26 protein-coding genes are annotated in these 18,448 nt (G+C 66.5%); 8 read left to right on the plus strand and 18 right to left on the minus strand.

Annotated features, from left to right (window positions below; genetic code table 11):
• The first annotated feature begins 170 nt into the window (after positions 1-170).
• From F6X38_RS04475 to F6X38_RS04485, 3 genes are all read left to right on the plus strand, one after another.
• A complete protein-coding gene (locus F6X38_RS04475) occupies positions 171-1,025 on the plus strand; it encodes a formate/nitrite transporter family protein (RefSeq protein WP_150968322.1) in 855 nt (284 codons plus the stop codon).
• Positions 1,026-1,170: 145 nt separating this feature from the next.
• Positions 1,171-1,497 carry a PepSY domain-containing protein gene (locus F6X38_RS04480; RefSeq protein ID WP_150968323.1) on the plus strand — a complete coding sequence of 109 codons (327 nt, stop codon included), beginning with the start codon at positions 1,171-1,173 and terminating at the stop codon, positions 1,495-1,497.
• Positions 1,498-1,597: 100 nt separating this feature from the next.
• Positions 1,598-1,858, plus strand: coding sequence for a hypothetical protein (locus F6X38_RS04485; protein ID WP_150968324.1), 261 nt, complete (start codon positions 1,598-1,600; stop codon positions 1,856-1,858).
• Positions 1,859-1,920: 62 nt separating this feature from the next.
• On the opposite strand, the gene F6X38_RS04490 is transcribed toward F6X38_RS04485, so the two are convergent.
• The 11 genes from F6X38_RS04490 to F6X38_RS04530 form a co-directional block, all read right to left on the minus strand.
• Positions 1,921-2,772: a PhnA-like protein gene (locus F6X38_RS04490; RefSeq protein ID WP_202617924.1), complete on the minus strand. Its 852-nt coding sequence runs from the start codon at positions 2,770-2,772 to the stop codon at positions 1,921-1,923.
• A 305-nt stretch (positions 2,773-3,077) separates the two neighbouring features.
• A complete protein-coding gene (locus F6X38_RS23270) occupies positions 3,078-3,248 on the minus strand; it encodes a hypothetical protein (protein ID WP_161992617.1) in 171 nt (56 codons plus the stop codon).
• Positions 3,249-3,333: 85 nt separating this feature from the next.
• Positions 3,334-3,549: a hypothetical protein gene (locus F6X38_RS04495; RefSeq protein WP_150968325.1), complete on the minus strand. Its 216-nt coding sequence runs from the start codon at positions 3,547-3,549 to the stop codon at positions 3,334-3,336.
• A 473-nt stretch (positions 3,550-4,022) separates the two neighbouring features.
• A complete protein-coding gene (locus F6X38_RS04500; protein ID WP_246191189.1) occupies positions 4,023-4,688 on the minus strand; it encodes an HAD family hydrolase in 666 nt (221 codons plus the stop codon).
• A 69-nt stretch (positions 4,689-4,757) separates the two neighbouring features.
• Complete coding sequence (locus tag F6X38_RS04505) at positions 4,758-5,003, minus strand: hypothetical protein (RefSeq protein ID WP_150968326.1); 246 nt, start codon at positions 5,001-5,003, stop codon at positions 4,758-4,760.
• 1 nt (position 5,004) lies between these two features.
• Positions 5,005-5,151 carry a hypothetical protein gene (locus F6X38_RS23275; RefSeq protein ID WP_161992618.1) on the minus strand — a complete coding sequence of 49 codons (147 nt, stop codon included), beginning with the start codon at positions 5,149-5,151 and terminating at the stop codon, positions 5,005-5,007.
• 240 nt (positions 5,152-5,391) lie between these two features.
• A complete protein-coding gene (locus F6X38_RS04510) occupies positions 5,392-5,592 on the minus strand; it encodes a hypothetical protein (RefSeq protein ID WP_150968327.1) in 201 nt (66 codons plus the stop codon).
• Positions 5,592-5,798 carry a ribosome modulation factor gene (locus F6X38_RS04515; RefSeq protein WP_150968328.1) on the minus strand — a complete coding sequence of 69 codons (207 nt, stop codon included), beginning with the start codon at positions 5,796-5,798 and terminating at the stop codon, positions 5,592-5,594. The genes F6X38_RS04510 and F6X38_RS04515 overlap by 1 nt, the downstream gene beginning before the upstream one ends.
• Positions 5,799-5,810: 12 nt before the next feature.
• On the minus strand, positions 5,811-6,095 hold the full coding sequence (locus F6X38_RS04520) for a hypothetical protein (protein ID WP_150968329.1): 285 nt from the start codon (positions 6,093-6,095) through the stop codon (positions 5,811-5,813).
• 5 nt (positions 6,096-6,100) lie between these two features.
• A complete protein-coding gene (locus tag F6X38_RS04525; protein ID WP_150968330.1) occupies positions 6,101-6,352 on the minus strand; it encodes a hypothetical protein in 252 nt (83 codons plus the stop codon).
• A 659-nt stretch (positions 6,353-7,011) separates the two neighbouring features.
• Positions 7,012-7,251: a helix-turn-helix domain-containing protein gene (locus F6X38_RS04530; protein ID WP_246191190.1), complete on the minus strand. Its 240-nt coding sequence runs from the start codon at positions 7,249-7,251 to the stop codon at positions 7,012-7,014.
• A gap of 186 nt (positions 7,252-7,437) precedes the next feature.
• Between F6X38_RS04530 and F6X38_RS04535 the strand changes: the two genes are divergently transcribed.
• Positions 7,438-7,653 carry a hypothetical protein gene (locus F6X38_RS04535; RefSeq protein WP_150968332.1) on the plus strand — a complete coding sequence of 72 codons (216 nt, stop codon included), beginning with the start codon at positions 7,438-7,440 and terminating at the stop codon, positions 7,651-7,653.
• Between the two features lie 121 nt (positions 7,654-7,774).
• Here the strand turns inward: F6X38_RS04535 and F6X38_RS04540 are convergent, their stop codons facing one another.
• From F6X38_RS04540 to F6X38_RS04550, 3 genes are all read right to left on the minus strand, one after another.
• A complete protein-coding gene (locus F6X38_RS04540) occupies positions 7,775-8,083 on the minus strand; it encodes a hypothetical protein (protein ID WP_150968333.1) in 309 nt (102 codons plus the stop codon).
• A 103-nt stretch (positions 8,084-8,186) separates the two neighbouring features.
• On the minus strand, positions 8,187-8,402 hold the full coding sequence (locus F6X38_RS04545) for a hypothetical protein (RefSeq protein WP_150968334.1): 216 nt from the start codon (positions 8,400-8,402) through the stop codon (positions 8,187-8,189).
• A gap of 196 nt (positions 8,403-8,598) precedes the next feature.
• The gene (locus F6X38_RS04550; protein WP_150968335.1) at positions 8,599-10,140 is read right to left on the minus strand and encodes a cation:proton antiporter; all 1,542 of its coding nucleotides are present in this window, start codon (positions 10,138-10,140) and stop codon (positions 8,599-8,601) included.
• A 131-nt stretch (positions 10,141-10,271) separates the two neighbouring features.
• On the opposite strand from F6X38_RS04550, the gene F6X38_RS23280 reads away from it, so the two are divergent.
• Complete coding sequence (locus F6X38_RS23280) at positions 10,272-10,418, plus strand: hypothetical protein (RefSeq protein WP_161992619.1); 147 nt, start codon at positions 10,272-10,274, stop codon at positions 10,416-10,418.
• A gap of 31 nt (positions 10,419-10,449) precedes the next feature.
• On the opposite strand, the gene F6X38_RS04555 is transcribed toward F6X38_RS23280, so the two are convergent.
• A protein-coding gene (locus F6X38_RS04555; protein WP_425482819.1) for an IS3 family transposase occupies positions 10,450-11,641 on the minus strand; the annotation gives its coding sequence in 2 pieces (ribosomal slippage) (positions 10,450-11,368 and positions 11,367-11,641; 1,194 coding nt in all).
• Between the two features lie 62 nt (positions 11,642-11,703).
• Positions 11,704-11,952, minus strand: a complete 249-nt coding sequence (locus tag F6X38_RS04560) for an SDR family NAD(P)-dependent oxidoreductase (protein WP_150968337.1) — start codon at positions 11,950-11,952, stop codon at positions 11,704-11,706.
• Between the two features lie 177 nt (positions 11,953-12,129).
• On the opposite strand from F6X38_RS04560, the gene F6X38_RS04565 reads away from it, so the two are divergent.
• Positions 12,130-12,924, plus strand: a complete 795-nt coding sequence (locus tag F6X38_RS04565) for an SDR family NAD(P)-dependent oxidoreductase (protein WP_150968338.1) — start codon at positions 12,130-12,132, stop codon at positions 12,922-12,924.
• Between the two features lie 11 nt (positions 12,925-12,935).
• Positions 12,936-13,820: an alpha/beta fold hydrolase gene (locus F6X38_RS04570; protein WP_150968339.1), complete on the plus strand. Its 885-nt coding sequence runs from the start codon at positions 12,936-12,938 to the stop codon at positions 13,818-13,820.
• Between the two features lie 28 nt (positions 13,821-13,848).
• Here the strand turns inward: F6X38_RS04570 and F6X38_RS04575 are convergent, their stop codons facing one another.
• Together F6X38_RS04575 and F6X38_RS04580 are read right to left on the minus strand one after the other, a co-directional pair.
• On the minus strand, positions 13,849-14,736 hold the full coding sequence (locus tag F6X38_RS04575) for an alpha/beta fold hydrolase (RefSeq protein WP_150968340.1): 888 nt from the start codon (positions 14,734-14,736) through the stop codon (positions 13,849-13,851).
• Between the two features lie 316 nt (positions 14,737-15,052).
• Positions 15,053-17,383, minus strand: a complete 2,331-nt coding sequence (locus F6X38_RS04580; RefSeq protein ID WP_150968341.1) for an FdhF/YdeP family oxidoreductase — start codon at positions 17,381-17,383, stop codon at positions 15,053-15,055.
• A gap of 120 nt (positions 17,384-17,503) precedes the next feature.
• Between F6X38_RS04580 and F6X38_RS04585 the strand changes: the two genes are divergently transcribed.
• Entirely contained in the window at positions 17,504-17,725 is a 222-nt protein-coding gene (locus F6X38_RS04585; RefSeq protein ID WP_150968342.1) for a hypothetical protein, read from the plus strand.
• The last annotated feature ends 723 nt before the right edge of the window (positions 17,726-18,448 follow it).

Below are 18,448 nucleotides of genomic sequence, written 5' to 3' on the forward strand. Positions count from 1 at the left end.
GGGTGCACTGCACAAACACGTGGGGGCAGTCGCGGACGACACAAGGCCCATAGAGGGAGAACGCGCATCCGCACGCCAGAGCCCTCCATCACGATATGCCGACGGCATCGTGGGCCAACCTCGAACCGGGTCGATCGGGAACTCGTGACACGGCCGACCGTATCCGCTGCATGGCCGATGCCGATCCATCCGCTCGCGCAGCCGACGACGAGGCGAGGCCGTCCTCGGCGCTTTCGGAGGAAGAGCACGGCGCCGTCTCGGATCGCAAGCGCGGCTCAGCCCGCGTCGTGCACGAGACGATCCGCTTGCAGGGCGACGAGGAACTGGAACGTCCTCTCACCTCGCTCCTGTTGTCCGGGTTCAGCGCGGGCGCGGCGATCAGCGTCTCCCTGCTCGCCGAAGCGGCGTTGCAGAGCCGGCTCCCGGACGTGCCCTGGCGCGAGCTGGTCGTTGGCTTCGGCTACACGGCGGGCTTCCTCATCGTTATCCTCGGCCGTCTCCAGCTCTTCACGGAAAGCACTGTGACGGCCGTGCTTCCCCTCGCCACACATCCGACGGTTCGCAACGTCCTGAGGTTGGCACAGCTCTGGAGTGCCGTCTTCGCCGCCAACCTCGCCGGGACGTTGCTGGTGGCGTGGCTCATAGCCCACGAGGTCATCGTCTCCCGCGAGCAGTTGGATGCCGCCATCACCCTCTCGGCCTCGCTTCAGGAGCATGATGCCTGGCGAACGTTTCTGCTCGCCATGCCCGCGGGCTTCCTGATCGCGTCCGTCGCCTGGATCCTGCCGAGCGCGAAGGGCAGCGAGTTCTGGGTGATCCTCACCGTCACCTACCTCATCACGCTGTGCGGCTTCACGCATGTCGTCGCCGGCTCGACGGAAGCGTGGCTGCTCTGGCTGTCCGGCAGGGCGAGCCTCAGCTGGGCGCTCGGCGACTTCGTCGTGCCCTCGCTTCTCGGCAACATCGTCGGGGGCACGGGCCTATTTGCCGCGCTCGCGCACGGGCAGGTCCGCGGCGAGCTTTGAGCGAGCCGAGACCATGGTTCCACTCGCCGCAAAATCGCGCGACTTGGATGCGTAGCCACCCAACAACCCATTGAAATGGAACGACAATGGCCGCGCGGGATTGCGAATTCGAATGGGACGAAAAAGTTTGGATCCAAAAATGGCCATGAGAAGCATCAAGCAAGTCGGCATCGTCGGTCTGACCCTGGTCTCGCTGGCGGCGCCCGCGACGGCGCAGGGCGTCACGATCGGCCGCGACGGCGTGACGTTGCAAGACCCCCGCGATACCGGTCGAGCGCGCACGGAGCGCTCGACGCGAGGAGAGGTATCGGAGCGGGAAGCCGTACGCATCGCGCGTGGGCAGGGCCTGCGAGACGTGGACAACGTTCGCAGCACACGGGGATCCTACCGCGTCGAAGGAACGGACCGCAGAGGCCGGGACATCGACGTCGTCGTCGATCGCCGCAGCGGCGACGTGCTTTCGGTCAAGTAGCGCCCGCGTCGCCCGACCCGAGGGTTTCGGCATCGCCGGAGTCTTCTCGCTCGCCGAGCGAGCCATCTGCATCCGAGAACGGCCGCCCCTCCGACACCCGATGCGCTATCACGTCACGCCGAACGGCCGCTACATCGGCGGCGATACGTTCACGATCGCGCCGGACGGGACATACGTGTCCGGCAGCCGGGCGATACGAACGCCAGCGGGAGACTATGTCGGTGGCGATGGCTACGTCATGGCTCCCGACGGCACCTATGTCGGGGGCACGCGCTTCGTTCAGGCGCCTGACGGCAGCTATGTCGGCGGCGACGAGTTCATCAAGACCCCGGGCGGCTACTACGTCGGAAACGGCGTGTAGTCGTCCGAGTTTGAGCGTCCCTGATGCCCGAACTTCCACGACGCCGGGCACGGTCTGCCAAACTAAGGGCGGTCGGGAGCGGTGACCGACCGACGTGTCGGGACGATGCGGTCGGCGTAGACCGGGTGGACGACGCCGGAGCGACCGCCGAGCCAGCCGGCGATGGCGCCGAGCACCAGCGCGACGAAGGCGAGGAGCGAGCCCTTCGACACGACCGATGCGGTGGCATCGGCGGCGTCGGTCGCCTTCTGCTGCGCGGCCGCCGCGGCGTCGTTGTAGCGCTTCTCGATGTCGGCGACCTGGCTCTGCGCCTGATCCTCCGGGATGCCGCGAGCCTGGGCCAGCGCCTGCGCCGCCTGGCTGCGCGCCTGATCCTTGCCGGCATCGCCGCTCGTCACGAGCGCGCGGATCGAGTTGACGGCCTTGGTCTGGAGAGCCTGCGGATCGGTGCCGGAAGCCCGCACCTCGCCTTCGATCGCGTCGAGCGGATTGGAATTGGCCAAGGCCGGCGCGGCCGTCTGGGCGGCCGTCGAACCGATGCCGCCGATCGCGCTCGTTACCCCCGAGAAGGCGCCGCCGACGATGCCGCCCACCGCGCTGGTCAGAAGGTAGAGGATGACGAGGGTCGTGAACGCCCACGTCGTCAGACCGTGCAGCGCGCCGGTGGTCGCAACCGTCTTGCCGGACATGCGGCTGGAGATGTAGCCGCTGACATAGGCGGCGACGATACCCGTCAGGACGTACCAGATGCCGGCGCCGATCGAGAAGGTGGAGGCGGCCGGGTTGTCGCCGGTTCCCGGATCCAGCGTGCCGATGCCGATCCCGACGCCGAGCATCGTCAGGAGAACCTGCACGATCAGTCCCACCACGACGCCGGCGAAGATCGCGCCCCAGGACACCCTGTTCATCAGCATCACGTACGCTTCCGATGCCGCCGAACCAGGGACCGCCGTACCCGGTTCGACGACCGTGGTGGCTCGATGGAAGTCGGTCATTGCGAGATGTCCCGGCGCAGGATGGCGCATCGCGCGACGCGAGCGCCGCGTTGCCGCAACGAGCCCCTGATGGTTCAGTTCGAGCCGTCGGGCCGCGCCATACAGAATGCTGTTGGTCGGGAAACGACTTCGATCGCATCGACGGCACGTGGTGATGCACGGCGGCACGCAGGCTGACGCATGTCGTCAGATGTCGATCGGATGCCCACGGGCGGCAGTCGCGTTCAGTCAGGCTGTTCCAGTCCGCCGTCCGGATGGCCGTTCACGAGGTCGGGTTCGGGGAGTTCCGCCGGAGCGTCGTCTTCCATCGGCTCGCCGACGAGATCATCGTCATACTCCTCGCCCGGAATCGGCTCCTGAACGTCGGCATCGGGTAGCGTCGGGATGTTCGACATGGGTAGCTCTTTCGTTCGACTGGAACGGGGAGCGCCCAGCGCACATGGCCGGTTCCCATCCGGACCCGGGAATGTCGTAAGGCCGCTAGCGATCCGGCGACCTCGCCAAGGCCTCCCGCACGTCCTGCGATTCCGGGCTGCCATCGCTGTGCCGATCCAGGAACTCGTCGACCGGCATGCGCGTGATCTTGCCGCCCGAGCCGGGATTGGCCCGATGCACGACGGTCGCGGCACCGCTCGCCTCGCGCTCCAGTTGCCAGTCGTCACCGTTCGACGATCGGTAGACGGTTTCCGTGATCATTCGCACCTTCTCCATTCAACCTCGACGCCGACAAACCTCGCAACTGGAACAGCATGTGAAGCGGACGCAGCCCACCACTGGCATTCCGTTTCGATGGCTTGATATGAACCTCGACGCCTTGGATACCGATCGACATCACGCGCCGTTTGGCGGAAGCCGGATCCTGACCGAAACTCTAGCCCGTCGAGCGCTGTCTTTCTCGCTCGACGTCTGCTGCGCCCGCCGCCAACAAACGCCACGCTCGCTCGACTTCCACGAGGTTCGCCTTGACCATCGGGAGGACGGCCGTCGCAGCCTGCTGTTCCACTTCCTCTGCCCGTTGCCGATAGAAGTGGCTATTCGGTGCGTTCGAGCGCATGCGGTGTTCTCCCACGCCGTCCGCTCGCGCCGATCGGCCTCTTCTCATGCGTCAGGCGAGCGGCGTCGATGCTCGCGAAGATATCCGTATCGGTCGCTGTTCCGACACTCACCCGTTAGGTCGCCAGGATCGAAGTCGCATAGTGTTCGAGTAGGTCGGCCGGGTCGTCGTAGAGCTCGGCGGCACCGGCCGCGAGAAGGACATCGTCGGGGAAACCGCCGCAGCGGAGTCCCACGACTCGAACGTCGAGCTTGCGGGCCGCCTCGACGTCGTAGGGCGTGTCGCCGACGACGATGGCTTGGGATGCTGCGACGCCGGACTTCTTCAGCGCCGCCGCGAAGATGTCGGGCGCCGGCTTCGAGGTTTCCGCGTCCTCCGTCGTGGTCACGCCGGAGATCAGATCCTCGCATCCGATCAGCGCAAGGCTCGCTTCGACCTCCTCGGGCTGACCCGAGGACGCGAGAACGATCGTCCAGCCGTCGGCGACGGCCCGTTCGAGAAGCGGGCGGACCGCCGGGAACGCCACGACCCGATCGCTGTAGTCGGCCTTGAAGATCTGCGTGCACATCGTCGACATGGCCTCGCCGTCCGCTTCGACGATTGTCCGGTCCAGCAGCGCCGGTAGCAGCGTGTCACCGCCCTTGCCGATCTGGTTGCGGACGGCGTCGAAGCCGAGGTCGTGACCGTAATGCTCGAAGGTATCGACCCACGCCTGGACGTGCAGATCGTTGCTGTCGACGAGCGTGCCGTCGACGTCGAACAGAAGCGCCTTGGTTATCACCGAGCTTTCCTTGCTGGCGCGAACCCGATGGTCAAACGTCGTGTCCCGCAGCCGATCGACATGCGATGGTCACGACGCCCTGACCCGTCCCTGCATGATGGATTGGCGAGCCGCCTCGTGCTTGGCACGCAGTTCCCGAAAGCGCCCCTGCTCGCCGCGAGAGAAGCCGGTGCAGTCTTCGTATTTCCGGTTGAGCGGCAGAAACTCGACACTCTCCTCGCCGCTCAGTCCGACGAACGCCTCGGCACCGCCGTCGGCGGTGCGAAGGGCGCGCATGCCGAGGAGTGCCAATCGCTCGCTGTCCGTGAGATCCATCTCAGCGCTCCGACGGACTGGAATTTCGCGTCCGCGCGACGGCCGCAGCCTCCTCGGCGTCCTTGCCAGCGGAGCCTGTTTCCTTGACGGCGTCCTTGGCGTGTTCGATCGGCGCGCCCGATCGTGATGCGACGGCGTCGGCGTCCATATTTCGCCCGCGCCGAGCCGAGTCTCGTTCGTTGTTCATGGGAAGGTCCTTCACACAGCAACGCCGGTGACGGCCGTTCGACCCGAGGCGTAAGCCATTGTTTTCATAGCTGCCGAACCACATCCGGATTCAACCGGCGTCGTCAGCGCCAACCATCACGAGGCGCCAGCCGGTTCACACGTTGCGGTACGGCGCTCGATCCTGCCGCTGGCGCTGCGAGCCCCTCGGCTTGCAAGCCCATCAGTTCAGGTGCTCGCGACGCATCTCCATGTCGGGCGCATCCTGATCGGCTTTCAGATCGCCGTCCGTTTGCAGGCGCTGGACGATCTCGCGCGCCAGATCGTTGTTCACCGGACCACCGCTCGTCTTGCGGCCGTTGCCGCGGTCGAACTGGTCCAGGATCGTCTCGATCTTTGCGATCATCGCGTTGCGGTCGATCATCATCTTACCTCGGAGTTCGTGCCGGTCATGGCGAGGTTCGCTCGGTCGGCTTCATCCGCTGCGTTGACAGCCTCGAACTTCGTCGCCTCGTCGAAGCCGGAAAGCCACTCGTTCCGAGCGTCCTCGTCCCGATAGGGGCAGGCACCCCGATCCGTGCCGGCACTTTGCGCCGACGCGCCTTCGTTGAACCATTGGCCGATCGCCATGACCGTCATCCTTCAAAAGTTGTCGGCATGAATCCGCGGGCGGTCCTCGCCGTCGGCGGCCAGCGCCGCATCAAGGTCCTCTCGGTCGACGTCGAACACCTGCTGGCTGCCGAATGTGCCGATGGCCGGCGTATGAAACAGGGTTGCCACCCGATGGTAGGCGAGAAACGAGATCCCCATGATCTCGTCCTCGTCGACCACGACGCGATAGGTGCCGGCAGGCTTCGGTCCGGTCGTGTTGCCGATCGCGAACGGGTTCGCGAACGTCACGGTGGTTTCGATGGAGCGGCTCGGCATGACCGTCACCCTTCGTCCGGATCGCCGGTCGGGCGAAACAACTTGGCGATCGCGGCCGGCGCGGGATCATGCAACAGATCCTCGACGTTCAGTTCGTCGATGGCGAGGGAACGGTGCGTCCGTTCAACGACCTGCCGCTCACTCCAGCCGTTCATCCACCCGCGCTGCATCGTCGAGCCCTGAGGGTATCGGCAGGCCGCCGTCGGCAAGTCGTTCAAACGGGCTTGCACTCCCTGGTCGAAGGGCGTGTCGCTCATGATGTTGGTCCTTCATGTTCAATCGGGACAGAGGCGGGCTTGGCGTTCGCCCACCTTTCGCCTTCCCGGTGGGTGGCTTCGACAACCCCTCGTGCGCGAGCGACGTCGCGTTCGGGTCCGCTCAGGCTCCGCGATGTTAGGCCGGCACTCAGGTCGCCATGATCGGCAACGGGGTCGCGCAGTGGATACGTGTTCCAGAAGGGCATGATGGGGTTCCAATATGCTCATGAGCGCTCACGCGGGGCGCTGGGGACGGTCGAAGGTAAAGCTGTCGATGCCAGTGCTTCGACCATCCGGCACGGCTAGGTTCGAAGGATGCCAAGTCTTCGGCACGAGGCCGGGCTGCCGTCTCCCGGATGCAGGCATCACGATCGGCGATCACTTCGAGAGCCAGCGATGGTGCCCGCACATCAGCGACCGGCACGAGCAAGGCTCCGGCGCGCTAAGCTGCAAATCGACGTTGATGCAGTTTCTGGTCGGCCGGACGAGTGATCACGTCACGCAGATGCGTAGAAAATCCGACACCGTATCAGAGGGTAAGTACCCCTCCGTCCGAACCGTTCCGCAATGTCCGAGGCTTATTCGTTCGGCGGCAACCTTTGAGGCGAGCGCTGCCGAGGCGACGGTGACACCCAGGTTTTACGGCTGGTTCGGCACGTTCAGCCGTTGCCTTTCGACACCGTCAGTTTGACGCCAGTGCCGCCACCGATCTCCGACACGAACTCGACGCCCGCATCCTGCAGCGCACGCTGCAGCGCGGCGACATTGCCCTCCTTCGGCGGCAGCCGCCCCGTCTCGAAGTCCCGGATTGCCGCCGCATCGGTGCCGGACGCCTCCGACAGACGCAACTGCGACCATCCGAGAAGGAGACGGGCGGAGCGACATTCGGACGGCGTCATCATCATCACACGCTAAGCCCAGCAATGGGCGATGGCAAAGTTCCGGCTCTTCCGAGGCATGCACCGCTGGCTACGCAATGGTGCGGGAACGCGTTGGCGCGGGGCCGCTTCCAGCTTCGTCTCTCATGGGACGACAGCTCCACCCATCCGACCCTCCGCAACGGGTCGCCTTTCCGGGAAAGCCGCATGCCCGACAACGGTCAACCGCCACAGTCCCGACGCGGCTACCTTGTCGGCAGCGCCGTTCTCGTCCTCGTTCTCGCCTTGGCTCTCTTCGCGGTGTTCATGGCCCGGAATGCCGAAGCACCAGCCGCGTCCGCAAATGCGTCGCAGGCAGGCTCGAACTTCCCGAAGCTGCCAAGCCCGGAGGCGGGCTCGCCGCCGGCTTCCGGCAAGCGTTGATGCCAGTTGGATGATGGCGATCGCTCGACCCGCGAGATGATCTGCACCCCTCGGGCGCGGTAGGCACGGTCGAGGACAAACTCAAACGACCGGTACCAGACGTCGGAGGGCTGGGGATGCGCTACGACTGCGCAACGTCGTGAGCGCCGAACTCCGCGAACGCATCGCGAATCCTGTTCGCCAAGCCTTCATCCTCGATGTCGACCGAAACCTCGATCGAGCCGTTCAGCGCTGCGTCGTGCCGGTCCTCGCCGCCTGGATCGCCGCCCCGCCTGTCTGATCCGGCGAGTTCCTCGCCGACGGTATTCTCCTTGCCGACGGCGGCAATGAAGATGTCGGCGCGGTCGACGTCGTACTCCTGAGCGAGACGCTCCACCGTCATCTCGGCTTCGCGCCGCGTTTCGAACTGCGCGGTCAACGTCGTTCCCATGTGCTTCCTGTCCTTCGTTGCGGACGGTGCTTGGCAGCCAAGTCCAAGTGACCGGTGGTCTCTGGAGACAGAGGATGGACAAAAATGCCCGTCGAGCAGGTCGTCAGGCGTCCGCTGCGGGGTCGGTGAACTTGCCGACGTTCACCAGATCATTGTCGTCGTCCGTCAGTTCCGGCGCCTCGGACGCGGTCGTGCCATCGCCCGGTGCTCGGTCCTCGACGGATTGATCGTCATCGTCCGAGACGATCTCGTCATGCTCCAGCGGCTTGCCGGCCGGCATCTTGTCGTTCGGGTTTTCGGTCGCGGGATTGTCGGACATCGTCGCCTCCTTGGCTGTGCGAGGAAGACCGAAGCGAACCGTGACGTTCCGATGCCGCACCGCTCCTCTCATCCGCCAGCTACGGTTCGCTCGAACGTGTCGGTGCGGCGAGCTGTTGCAACCGCTGCCGCACCGAAGGGCCCTCGATCCCGCAGGCGTTCCGGCAGGCTCGCGACGACCTGCGGCACTGGCCGCATCAGCTTTCTTCGATACGTTGATCATCGTCGTGCTGGAGTGCCAGTTCGCGCAGGTCGATCTCCTCCTGCAGGACAAGGAAAGCGTCGGCGCCGATGCTGTGATCGACGCGCATGTCGTGCAGGGCCCGGCGCTCGGCCTGAGCGGCCGCGAGCCCCAAACGCCGCCGCTCGTCGATGGCAGCGGCGTGCGGCGGATCGCCAGCCGCCGCTTGTTCGACGCTGTAAGCATAACGGAGATGGTCCGCCTCGGGACCAACGGCGCCGTCGAGCGTCCGCAACGCCGCCTCTGCCAAGCTCAAGCGTCCACCGCGAAGTTCCGAACCGAAGACGTCGGTTCGGTCGAGCTTCAGCCAGTGGATCAACGGCGACAGCGTCAGCCCTTGCGCGACGAGGGTTGCGAGCACGACGGCGAAGGCGACCAGCACCACCGTCTCACGCTGCGGGAAGTCGGCCGGCAACGCAAAGGCGGCGGCCAGCGTCACGAGCCCGCGCATGCCGCACCAACCGACCAGCACCGCCTGTTGGATCGTCGCCGGTTCGGGTTCGCCGCGGCGACGCGAGCGCCAGGCGTTCAACCGGTTGAACCCGACCACGACGGCGAGTCGCGCGACGACGACGACAACGACCACCATTCCCGCCAGCGCCAGCGCGTCGCCGAGACGATCGGGCTGCATGTCGCCGAGGATCACGCGTACCTGCATGCCCATCAGGAGGAAGGCGACGACGTTGAGAACGAAGATCACGACGCTCCAGACCGCATAGGAATGGACGCGCACCCGCGGCGCGATTTCGAACTCGGCGCGGCGGGCGAGCGTCATCGCGTAGGCCACGACGGCGAGCACCGCGGAAAGATGCAGGCGCTCCGCAAGGATCCAGACGATGGCAGAGCTGAGGAACTGCAGAAGCGTTCCTCCCAGCGTTCCGGCGACGAAGCGGTTCAGGCGGCCGTAGACGACGCCGCTCGCGATCCCGAAAAGGATGCCGAGGGGCGCGGCGACGGCGAGGCTCAACCCGACACCGACGTCGACATCCTCGCTCGACTGCACGGCCAGGGCGCCAGCAAAAAGCAGCAGAGCCGTGGCGTCGTTGAACAACGTCTCGCCCTTCAGGACCGCATCCGAACTGCGCGGGATCGAGACCGCGTTCAGCACCGCCGTCGCCGCAGCCGCATCGGGCGGAGCGACGATGGCGCCCATCGCGACGGCGGCCGCCAGCGGCATGCCGACGAATGCCCATCCGACCCAAGCGACGAGTGCCGTCGTCGCGAGGACGGCGAACACCGCGAAGGCGACCAGCGGCGCCCAGAAGCGGCGAGCGGTGCCGAGCGGAAAATCGAAGGCGGCATCGACGATCGCCGGCGCGATGAACAGCGCCAGCGCCGTGCCCGGCTCGATCGCGATGATCGGCACGCCGGGAACGAAGGCGACGGCGACGCCGGCCGCGGCGAGCAACGCGGGATAGGGCAGCGAGAGCCGACGCGCCCCCTGCAGCAGGATCACCGCCGCGAGCAGCAGCGCCAGCAGGCTTTCGAAATATGTCATTCGGTCGGTCTAGCCTGCACTTCCGCAGGGGCCAACTAGCCTGCCGGTGTCGGCGTGCTTGGCGGGCTGTCCGGTGTCCGATCGTCGAGAGCTTTCGAAGACGTGGATCGGCGCGGGAGGGGGCAAGGAAAATGTTCGGAACTTCGGACAGCCGCTCCGGACGCATCGAGGCGGTCGTCGAGTTCCTGATGACGATCCAGATCGAGACGCTGCGGGCTATGCTGCAGGATCGCGTTGGACTCGACCGCAAACTGAGCGAGAAGGTGGCGTACTACTGACCTGCCCCCGCTGAGGCGTCCGGCTGGAATGTTAGTGGATCGTCGGCTGTTGGGCCAGCGAACGGTGTGTAGGTGCTGAGACAAGGGCGGGCACGAAGACTTCCGGGGCTGGCGGTTTGTAGCCGAGCGAGGAGTGCGGACGCACGACGTTGTAATGGCGCCGCCAGCTTTCGATGATGATCCGGGCTTCGGCGAGGCTGTAGAAGACTTCGCCGTCGAGGAGTTCGTCGCGCAGGCGGGCGTTGAAGCTTTCGACGAAGCCGTTCTCCCATGGACTGCCGGGTGCGATGGTGGCGGTCTTCGCTCCAACAGCGGCGATCCATTTCTGCACCGCCTTGGCGATGAACTCCGAGCCGTTGTCGGAGCGAATGTTTTCCGGCACGCCATGGAGGATGAAGAGGTCGGACAGGACGTCGATCACATCGAGCGAACCGAGCTTGCGATCGACCCGGATGGCGAGCGCCGCATGGGTGAACTCGTCGATGACGTTGAGCATCCGGTACTTTCTCCCTTCATGGGTTCGGTCCTCGACGAAGTCATAGGACCACACGTGGTTGGGCCGCTCGGCCCGCAGGCGGATGCACGATCCGTCCGCGAGCCAGAGCCGGCCTCGCCTGGGTTGCTTGGCTGGAACCTTCAGCCCCTCGCGTCGCCAGATGCGCTCGACCCGTTTGTCGTTCACCGCCCAGCCCGCCTGACTGCGCAAAAGCGCGGCGATCCGGCGATAGCCGTAGCGGCCGTAGCGACGGGCGAGCTCGACGATGTCATCGGTCAGTTGCGCTTCGTCATCCCGGCCACGAGGCCGGCGCCGCTGCGTCGAACGGTGCTGGCCCAAGGCCCGGCAGACCCGGCGTTCGGAGACCTTTTTCGGCAAAACCGTGCGGACGTGATCGATTGCCAAGCGCGACGACGGTTCGAAGAGGCACGTGACTCTTCGAACGGCATCAGAAGTTTCCCCGGGCCGCCTCCGACAGGATCAGCTTGTCGAGCGTCAGATCGGCTACCGCCTTGCGCAGCCGCTCGTTCTTCTCTTGCAACTCCTTCATCTGGCGGAGTTGGTCGCGGCTCATGCCGCCATATTCCTTACGCCAGCGGTAAAAGGTCAGCTCCGACACGCCGAGCTGCCGGACGGCGTCGGCCATCGCCACCCCTTGCCCGCGCGGCACCTCAACCTGCCGAAACTTCGTAATGATCTCGTCGGGTCTGTGTCTCTTCAAAGCCATCTCGCGGTCCTCCTCCATGGCAAAAACCATACTTCAGGATGGACCCGCTCAGTGGGGGAAGATCAGCCGAGCGCGTCGGCGGTTTCGGCAAAGAACCGTTCGACCGACGCCGGGTCGCCGACGTCGCCCTGCATGACGAGCGCCCGGCGGCCCGCCGCCTCGACGCGGCGCCCGGTTTCGGCCGCGCCGTCCGCGTCGGTGTGGTAGACGATCGCGACGTCGGCGCCTTCCTTCGCGAAGAGTTCCGCGATCGCCTGGCCGATGCCCGAATCCGCCCCGGTGACGAGGGCGCGCTTGTTCGCCAGCTTCATGGCAATGCCTTCGTGTCAGGTCTTCGAGGGGTCCCGGCAGGTCCAAAGCCTCCCGCGGGCGCAACAGCCGGACTTCCCGGACGTTCCGCCAGTGGCCAGCCGGCCATGCATTTCCGCCGCTCCCCGCCGGAACGACCTTTCCATCCGGAGGTTCGCGACGAGCAACGGAGTTCAGGAATGAGCAACGCAACGACCCGCCCCTTCGCCGTCGTCACCGGCGGCTCCAACGGCATCGGCTACCAGCTCGCCCGGGAGTTCCTCGAGAACGGCTACGACGTCATGATCGCGTCGGAAAAGCAGGAGCACCTCGCCGACGCGGCGCGGCAACTGCCGAGCGGCCTCGGGCGCGTCGAAACGCACGCGGCGGACCTGTCGCGCGAGGAAGGCGTCGCGAGCCTCGCCCAGGCGGTGAGCGGCCGCGCGGTCGACGTCCTCTGCGTCAACGCCGGCATCGGGCTCGGCGGCCCCTTCGTCGAGACCGATCTCCAGACCGAGCTGCAGATGATCGACCTCAACGTGCGCGGCGCGGTGCAGCTCACCAAGCTCGTCCTGAAGGACATGGTGGCCCGCGACAGCGGCAAGATCCTGTTCACCTCCTCGATCGCCTCCACCATGCCGGACCCGTTCGAGGCGGTGTACGGTGCGACGAAGGTGTTCCTGCGATGGTTCGGCGAGGCGCTGCGCAACGAGCTGAAGGACACCAATGTCGGCGTGACGGTGCTCCTGCCCGGCGTCACGGAAACCGACTTCTTCGAGCGCGCCGACATGCTGGACACCAAGGCCGGCGCCTCCGATTCCAAGGACGACGCGGCAGTGGTCGCGAAGGCCGCCTTCGCGGCGCTGCAATCCGACAAGGACAAGGTGACGCCGACCGCGAAGAACAAGATCATCGGCGTCGTCGCCGACATGCTGCCGGACAAGGTCGCCGCCCAGATCCATCGCGGCATGTCGAAGCCCGGCTCGGCGGGGTGACGGACGACGCCGTGAGCGAGGGCGTCATTCCGGGCTTCGAGCGACGGCAGCTGCCGGGCGACGGGATCGAGGTCGACGCGCTGGTCGGCGGCTCCGGTCCGCCCCTCCTCCTGCTGCACGGCTGGCCGCAGACCCGGATGTGCTGGGCCGCCGTCGCGCCGGCACTGGCAGCCGACTTCACCGTGGTCGTGCCGGACCTGCGCGGCTACGGCCGTTCTCAGAAGCCCGAGGGCGGCGATGGCTCCGAAGCCTATTCGAAGCGGGCGATGGCCCGCGACCAGCTCGCCACCATGCGCGCCCTCGGTTTCGACCGTTTCATGATCGCCGGACACGACCGCGGCGGGCGGATCGCCTACCGCCTGGCGCTCGACCATGCCGACGCCGTCACGCGGCTCGCCTGCCTCGACATCGTGCCGACCGCCGACGTCTGGGCGCGGATGGATGCGGCGCAGGCCATGAAGATGTGGCACTGGCCGTTCCTGGCGCAGCCGGACGGCATCCCCGAGCGGATGATCGGCGCCGACCCGGCCTGGTTCGTCCGCACCATCCTCGCGCGCCAGGGCGGCCCGGGTTTCGCCTTCCCGGAGGCGAGCGTCGCGGACTACGTCGCCGCGGCCGCCGATCCGGCGACGGTACACGGCTGGTGCGAAGACTACCGGGCCGGCTGGACGGCCGACCGCGAGTTCGACGAGGCCGACCGGGGCGGCCGGCGGCTGGCGCAGCCGCTGCTCGTCCTCTGGGGCGAGAGCGGGTCGCTGAAGGGCCGGAACGGCGTCGAGCTGTGGAAGCCCTGGGCCGAGGCGGTCGATGGCCGGGAACTGCCGGGCGGGCATTTCGTGCCGGAAGAGGCGAGCGAAGCGGTGGTCGAACGCTTCCGACGGTTCTTCGGACTCTGATCCGGTCGCCGATTCGGCTGCGGCGCTCCTACCGACCGGTCTTCAGGAACTCGACGATGCGCGGGTTCACGCGTTCGGGCCGTTCGATGTGCAGCCAATGGCTAGCGCCTTCGACGAACTCCAGCCGGCCGTCGTCGCACAGCGCGAGGCCCGCTTCCGCGACGTGGCGCTCGAGAAACGTGTCGTTGCCGGCCCAGAGGATCAGCGTCGGCGGCGCGAGGCGGGCCGGCTCGCCTGCGATCGGGCGCTCGCGCAGCGCCCGGTAGTAGTTCAGCATGGCGGTGAGCGAGCCGGGATGCGACCAGGCCTCCGCGTAGCGGTCGAGCGCGTCCGGCTCGAACGTGCCGGACTTAGCGCTCGCCGTCATCATGGTGCGCAACCCCTTGAAGTCGAAGCCGCCTAGCGTCGCTTCGGGCACGAAGGGCAGTTGGAAGAACGCGACGTAGGTCGAGCGCAAGGCTTGCGTTGGATGCCGGAGTGCCTGCGGGGTCCAGATGTCCGGGTGCGGACCGTTCATCAGGACGACGCGGTGCAGCCGGTCGGGATAGCGCGCCGCGACCCACCAGCCGATCACCGCGCCCCAGTCGTGGCCGACGAGATGGAGGCGCTCGGCGCCGTAGCTGTCGGCGAGCGCGATTACGTCCGAAGCCAGCGTGTCGATGTGGTAGGCCGTGACCTCCTGCGGCGCGTCGCTGGTGTTGTAGCCGCGCATGTCCGGCACGACGACGTGGTAGCCGGCATCGCTGAGCGGCGTGATCTGATGGCGCCAAGCCCACCAGAACTCGGGAAAACCGTGCAGCAGCACGAGCAGCGGGCCGCCCTCTCGGCCGGCTTCGACGACGTGCAGCGACAGACCGTTGACGACCTTGCGCGACTCGCGCCAGCCGGGCTGCAGGAGAACGTCGGGATCGGTCATCGCTAAACGCATCCTCTTCTGGTTTATGAAACAACGCCGCTGAAGCTCGTCCAGATCGTCGGGATCGGCCAATGGAATCGAACGAATTTGCTTAGTTACAACGGAGTTGCCGCGCCGTGCGGTGCGACAGTCGATATTCCTTCGCGACGCAATCTGCTGCTTTGCCGCTGTGCCGGCCCGGCAAATTTTTTGGCGGAAGCGACGGTCTTCCGGTCATCCGCGTTGGCGCACGCAATCGCGACGTCGCGCTTTCCGCGGACCTGAACGCGTATGCGCCTTTGGAACTTGCCGTCCGGTTCAGGTATGGTTCGAGGCCTCACCCCGTGGCGTATTCCATCTGCGGCTCGAGCACCGTGTCGTCCTCGCTATGCACCGTCACGGGAATCGATTTCGCTGCCGGCGTCTTGCTGCCGGCGGCGTAGTGCCAGACCGGCATGAGGACGTTGCATTCGGGATAGTAGCCGCCGATGCAGCCGATCGGGATGTCGTAGGCGACGACGATCATCCCGGGCAGCCGGCGGTCGACGCCGTCGTTCGCCACCGTCCGGAGCGTCACCGCCTGCCCGACACGCAGCGCCATCCGGTCGATGTCGGAGCGGTTCATCAGCACCACCTTCCGGATGTTGTTGATGCCGCGGAAGCGGTCGTCGTAGCCGTAGATCGTCGTGTTGAATTGGTCGTTCGAGCGCAGCGTCATCAGGCGCAGGACTTCGTGCCCGACGCCGGGCATGTCCATGTCCTCGTCGAGCCCGGTCGGCGTCACGAACTCGGCCCGGCCGGACTTCGTGCGCCATTCCCGGCGCTTCACCGGCAGGTCGCGCTGGAAGCCGCCCGGCTCCCACATGCGCCGCTCGTAGTCGTAGAAGGAATCGGGCAGCGTCTCGCCAACCTCTTTGCGGATCTCGGCGTAGTCGCGCATGTAGTCGTCCCACCGCACCCGCGGATTGGGATCGAGCGTCAGCTTCGCGAGCTCGCAAAGGAGCCGGATCTCGCTGATGAGGTGCGGCGAGGCCGGCAGGCGGACGCCCCGGTTGCCGTGGACGCAGGCCGAGGTGTCCTCCATCGACAGGACCTGCTGGCCCGCCGCCGTCCGGTCGATCTCCAGCCGGCCGATGACGGGCAGGATATAACTGATCTCACCCGGCAGGAGCGCCGTGCGGTTGAGCTTGGTGATGACGTTCACCGTCAGGCGCATCCGCCGCCACGCCGGCTCCATCTGCCCGTGGTCCGGGATGGCGCGGGCGAAGTTGCCGCCAATCATGACGAAGGCGCGGACCTCGTCCTTCAGGATCGCCTCGCAGGCCTCCACCGTGTTGTAGCCGGGCTCGCGCGGCGGCTCGAAGCCGAACTGCTGCCCAAGCCGGTCCAGCGGAAAGAGCTCGGGCTTTTCCGTGATGCCCATCGTGCGCTGCCCCTGCACGTTGGAGTGGCCGCGCACCGGGCAGATGCCGGCGCCGGACTTGCCCATGTTGCCTCGCATCAGGAGAAGGTTCACTAGGAGCCGCACGGTCTCGACGCCGGCCTGATGCTGCGTCAGCCCCATGCCGTAGATGCCGATGACGGCGTTCGAGCCGGCATAGACCGTCGCCGTAGACTCCATGTCGGCGCGGTGCAGTCCCGAGCGGCGCTCGAGCTCGTCCCAGTCTTGGCGCCGGAGCCAGTCGGCGAAGCTCTCGAAGCCGTGCGTGTGCTCCGCGATGAACGCCTCATCGAGAACGGCGTCGCCGCCAGCAGACTTCCGTTCGTCGTGCATGGCGAGGACGGCCTTGCAGATGCCGGTCAGTGCCGCGAGGTCGCCGCCGTTCTTCACCTGGTGATACTGCGAGCTGATCCGGGTCTCCCTGCCGGTCAGCATCTCCGTCGGCGACTGCGGGTTCAGGAAGCGCTCGAGGCCGCGCTCCCTCAAGGGGTTGTAGGTGATGATCGGTACGCCGCGCTGGCTCGCCTCCTGCAGCGGATGCAGCATGCGCGGCGAGTTGCTCCCCGGGTTCTGTCCGAAGAACATGATACAGTCGGAATGGGCGAAGTCGCCGAGGTCCACCGTGCCGACGCCCTGCCCGATGCTGGCCGGCAGCGCCACCGACGTCGTCTCGTGGCACATGTTGGACGAGTCCGGCAGGTTGTTGTTGCCGTAGAGCCGCGCGAAGAGGGAGTAGAGATAGCTCGCCTCGTTGGACAGGCGGCCGGACGAGTAGAACACCGTGCCTTTCAGCTTGTCCGCGACGGCGCGTAGCTCGCGGGAGATCTCCTCGATCGCGTGGCCCCAGGAGACCGGCACGTACTTGTCGCTCGCCGCATCGTAGCGCATGGGATGCGTCAGACGTCCCGGCTGCTCAAGATGGTAGTCGTCCCACTCCCGCATCTCGGCGACCGTGTGCTCGGCGAGGAACTCCGGCGTGCAGCGGTGCGCGGTGATCTCCCAGGCCACCGCCTTCGCGCCGTTCTCGCAGAACTCGAACGGCAGCGGCGTCGCCGGCTTCACCCAGGCGCAGCTGTTGCACTGGTAGCCGTCGACCTTGTTATGGCGCGTCAGGGCGATCCCCGCGCTGGCCAGCACCCCCTCGCGCTGCAGGATCTCTCGCACCGACCGCACCGAGCCCCAGCCGCCGGACGGAAGCCGGTACGGCTTGAACGTGGGTTTCTTCAACGGAAGCACTCCAGCCGTGAGAAGGCAGCCACGAAACCGCCGTCCGGGCCAGCGTTGACTATAGGGCTGAGCTGCCCACCTCCACGCGAGTTAATCCATGCCAGCCTAAGGGATAGTTCCATGACCGTCGGTCGCCATTATCTTCTGAAGAAGTCGACCGGACCATCGGCGCCCAAGCTGTTCTTCGACACGCAAATTGTTCCGCTGGCTACGAATATGGCGGGCGGACTGGAATTACTTCTGGACCGCGCCGCCAGACGTGCGGGTGTTCGGCCTGTTCTGATCCTGGCCGGCAGCGCCGGCATCGTGTCCTTCGTGCTCTACCGCTTGCTTCGGCGATGACATGCGGCCTTTGCTCGGACGCCAGGGCGAGACGGGTTGGGTCGGCCCGCGAAGATCGGCGCATCGCTGTCTCGCGCAAGCGGGAACGCGCGACCTTCGCCGACCAGGTCTTCACATCGGCCAGCTAACCGCCGTTCGGCTCCGGCACCGCGGCCTTGCCGACATACCCATCGTCCGCATCGATCGCGGAAGCCATGAACGATGAGACCCGAGGCCGCGAGGAAGAGCAAGCCAGCCAGAAGGCCGATCCCCATCCGCCTGACGAAGGGCAGCGCCGGCGCGAACGGCGAGTGTGATGTGACGGTCGGAAGCGCACTGGCGATGCTTTCCGGTCGGGACGCCGCCGGAAAGGCGAGCGCCGTCCTCACCTGGAACCAGCCGCGTTCGGCTCGCGTCAGGCCCGGTCCTTCCGATACGCTTCTCGACGCTCGCGTCCTTCCCCTTCTTCGCGACCGTCTTACTCGCCATGACGGTCGGGCATCTCGGCCGCGCCGGCTGCCCGCCTTCCAGCGTTACTTAGATCGGCCTGCTTCCACGAGGGCGATCACGGCTAAAACGCTGCCAAGCGCCAGCCCTGGGGCGACGCGAGGATCAGAGCGTCCGCTCGTTCGCGGCTTCGACGTCGACGGCGCAGCCTGCTATTCTGCCGCGATTGCCGGCATCGGCTTCGGGCCGGTGCCGTGGACGCGCGGGTCGATCGGTCCGAGCACGGGCGCCTCGCCC

Source organism: Plantimonas leprariae (genome assembly GCF_008802405.1).
GTDB classification, from domain to species: domain Bacteria; phylum Pseudomonadota; class Alphaproteobacteria; order Rhizobiales; family Rhizobiaceae; genus Plantimonas; species Plantimonas leprariae.

Coding starts and splice junctions, on each gene's coding strand:
- F6X38_RS04475 (WP_150968322.1), top strand. CDS start 171: ATGGCCGATGCCGATCCATCCGCTCGCGCAGCCGACGACGAGGCGAGG.
- F6X38_RS04480 (WP_150968323.1), top strand. CDS start 1,171: ATGAGAAGCATCAAGCAAGTCGGCATCGTCGGTCTGACCCTGGTCTCG.
- F6X38_RS04485 (WP_150968324.1), top strand. CDS start 1,598: ATGCGCTATCACGTCACGCCGAACGGCCGCTACATCGGCGGCGATACG.
- F6X38_RS04490 (WP_202617924.1), bottom strand. CDS start 2,772: ATGCTGATGAACAGGGTGTCCTGGGGCGCGATCTTCGCCGGCGTCGTG.
- F6X38_RS23270 (WP_161992617.1), bottom strand. CDS start 3,248: ATGTCGAACATCCCGACGCTACCCGATGCCGACGTTCAGGAGCCGATT.
- F6X38_RS04495 (WP_150968325.1), bottom strand. CDS start 3,549: ATGATCACGGAAACCGTCTACCGATCGTCGAACGGTGACGACTGGCAA.
- F6X38_RS04505 (WP_150968326.1), bottom strand. CDS start 5,003: ATGGATCTCACGGACAGCGAGCGATTGGCACTCCTCGGCATGCGCGCC.
- F6X38_RS23275 (WP_161992618.1), bottom strand. CDS start 5,151: ATGGACGCCGACGCCGTCGCATCACGATCGGGCGCGCCGATCGAACAC.
- F6X38_RS04510 (WP_150968327.1), bottom strand. CDS start 5,592: ATGATCGACCGCAACGCGATGATCGCAAAGATCGAGACGATCCTGGAC.
- F6X38_RS04515 (WP_150968328.1), bottom strand. CDS start 5,798: ATGGCGATCGGCCAATGGTTCAACGAAGGCGCGTCGGCGCAAAGTGCC.
- F6X38_RS04520 (WP_150968329.1), bottom strand. CDS start 6,095: ATGCCGAGCCGCTCCATCGAAACCACCGTGACGTTCGCGAACCCGTTC.
- F6X38_RS04525 (WP_150968330.1), bottom strand. CDS start 6,352: ATGAGCGACACGCCCTTCGACCAGGGAGTGCAAGCCCGTTTGAACGAC.
- F6X38_RS04530 (WP_246191190.1), bottom strand. CDS start 7,251: ATGACGCCGTCCGAATGTCGCTCCGCCCGTCTCCTTCTCGGATGGTCG.
- F6X38_RS04535 (WP_150968332.1), top strand. CDS start 7,438: ATGCCCGACAACGGTCAACCGCCACAGTCCCGACGCGGCTACCTTGTC.
- F6X38_RS04540 (WP_150968333.1), bottom strand. CDS start 8,083: ATGGGAACGACGTTGACCGCGCAGTTCGAAACGCGGCGCGAAGCCGAG.
- F6X38_RS04545 (WP_150968334.1), bottom strand. CDS start 8,402: ATGTCCGACAATCCCGCGACCGAAAACCCGAACGACAAGATGCCGGCC.
- F6X38_RS04550 (WP_150968335.1), bottom strand. CDS start 10,140: ATGACATATTTCGAAAGCCTGCTGGCGCTGCTGCTCGCGGCGGTGATC.
- F6X38_RS23280 (WP_161992619.1), top strand. CDS start 10,272: ATGTTCGGAACTTCGGACAGCCGCTCCGGACGCATCGAGGCGGTCGTC.
- F6X38_RS04560 (WP_150968337.1), bottom strand. CDS start 11,952: ATGAAGCTGGCGAACAAGCGCGCCCTCGTCACCGGGGCGGATTCGGGC.
- F6X38_RS04565 (WP_150968338.1), top strand. CDS start 12,130: ATGAGCAACGCAACGACCCGCCCCTTCGCCGTCGTCACCGGCGGCTCC.
- F6X38_RS04575 (WP_150968340.1), bottom strand. CDS start 14,736: ATGACCGATCCCGACGTTCTCCTGCAGCCCGGCTGGCGCGAGTCGCGC.
- F6X38_RS04585 (WP_150968342.1), top strand. CDS start 17,504: ATGACCGTCGGTCGCCATTATCTTCTGAAGAAGTCGACCGGACCATCG.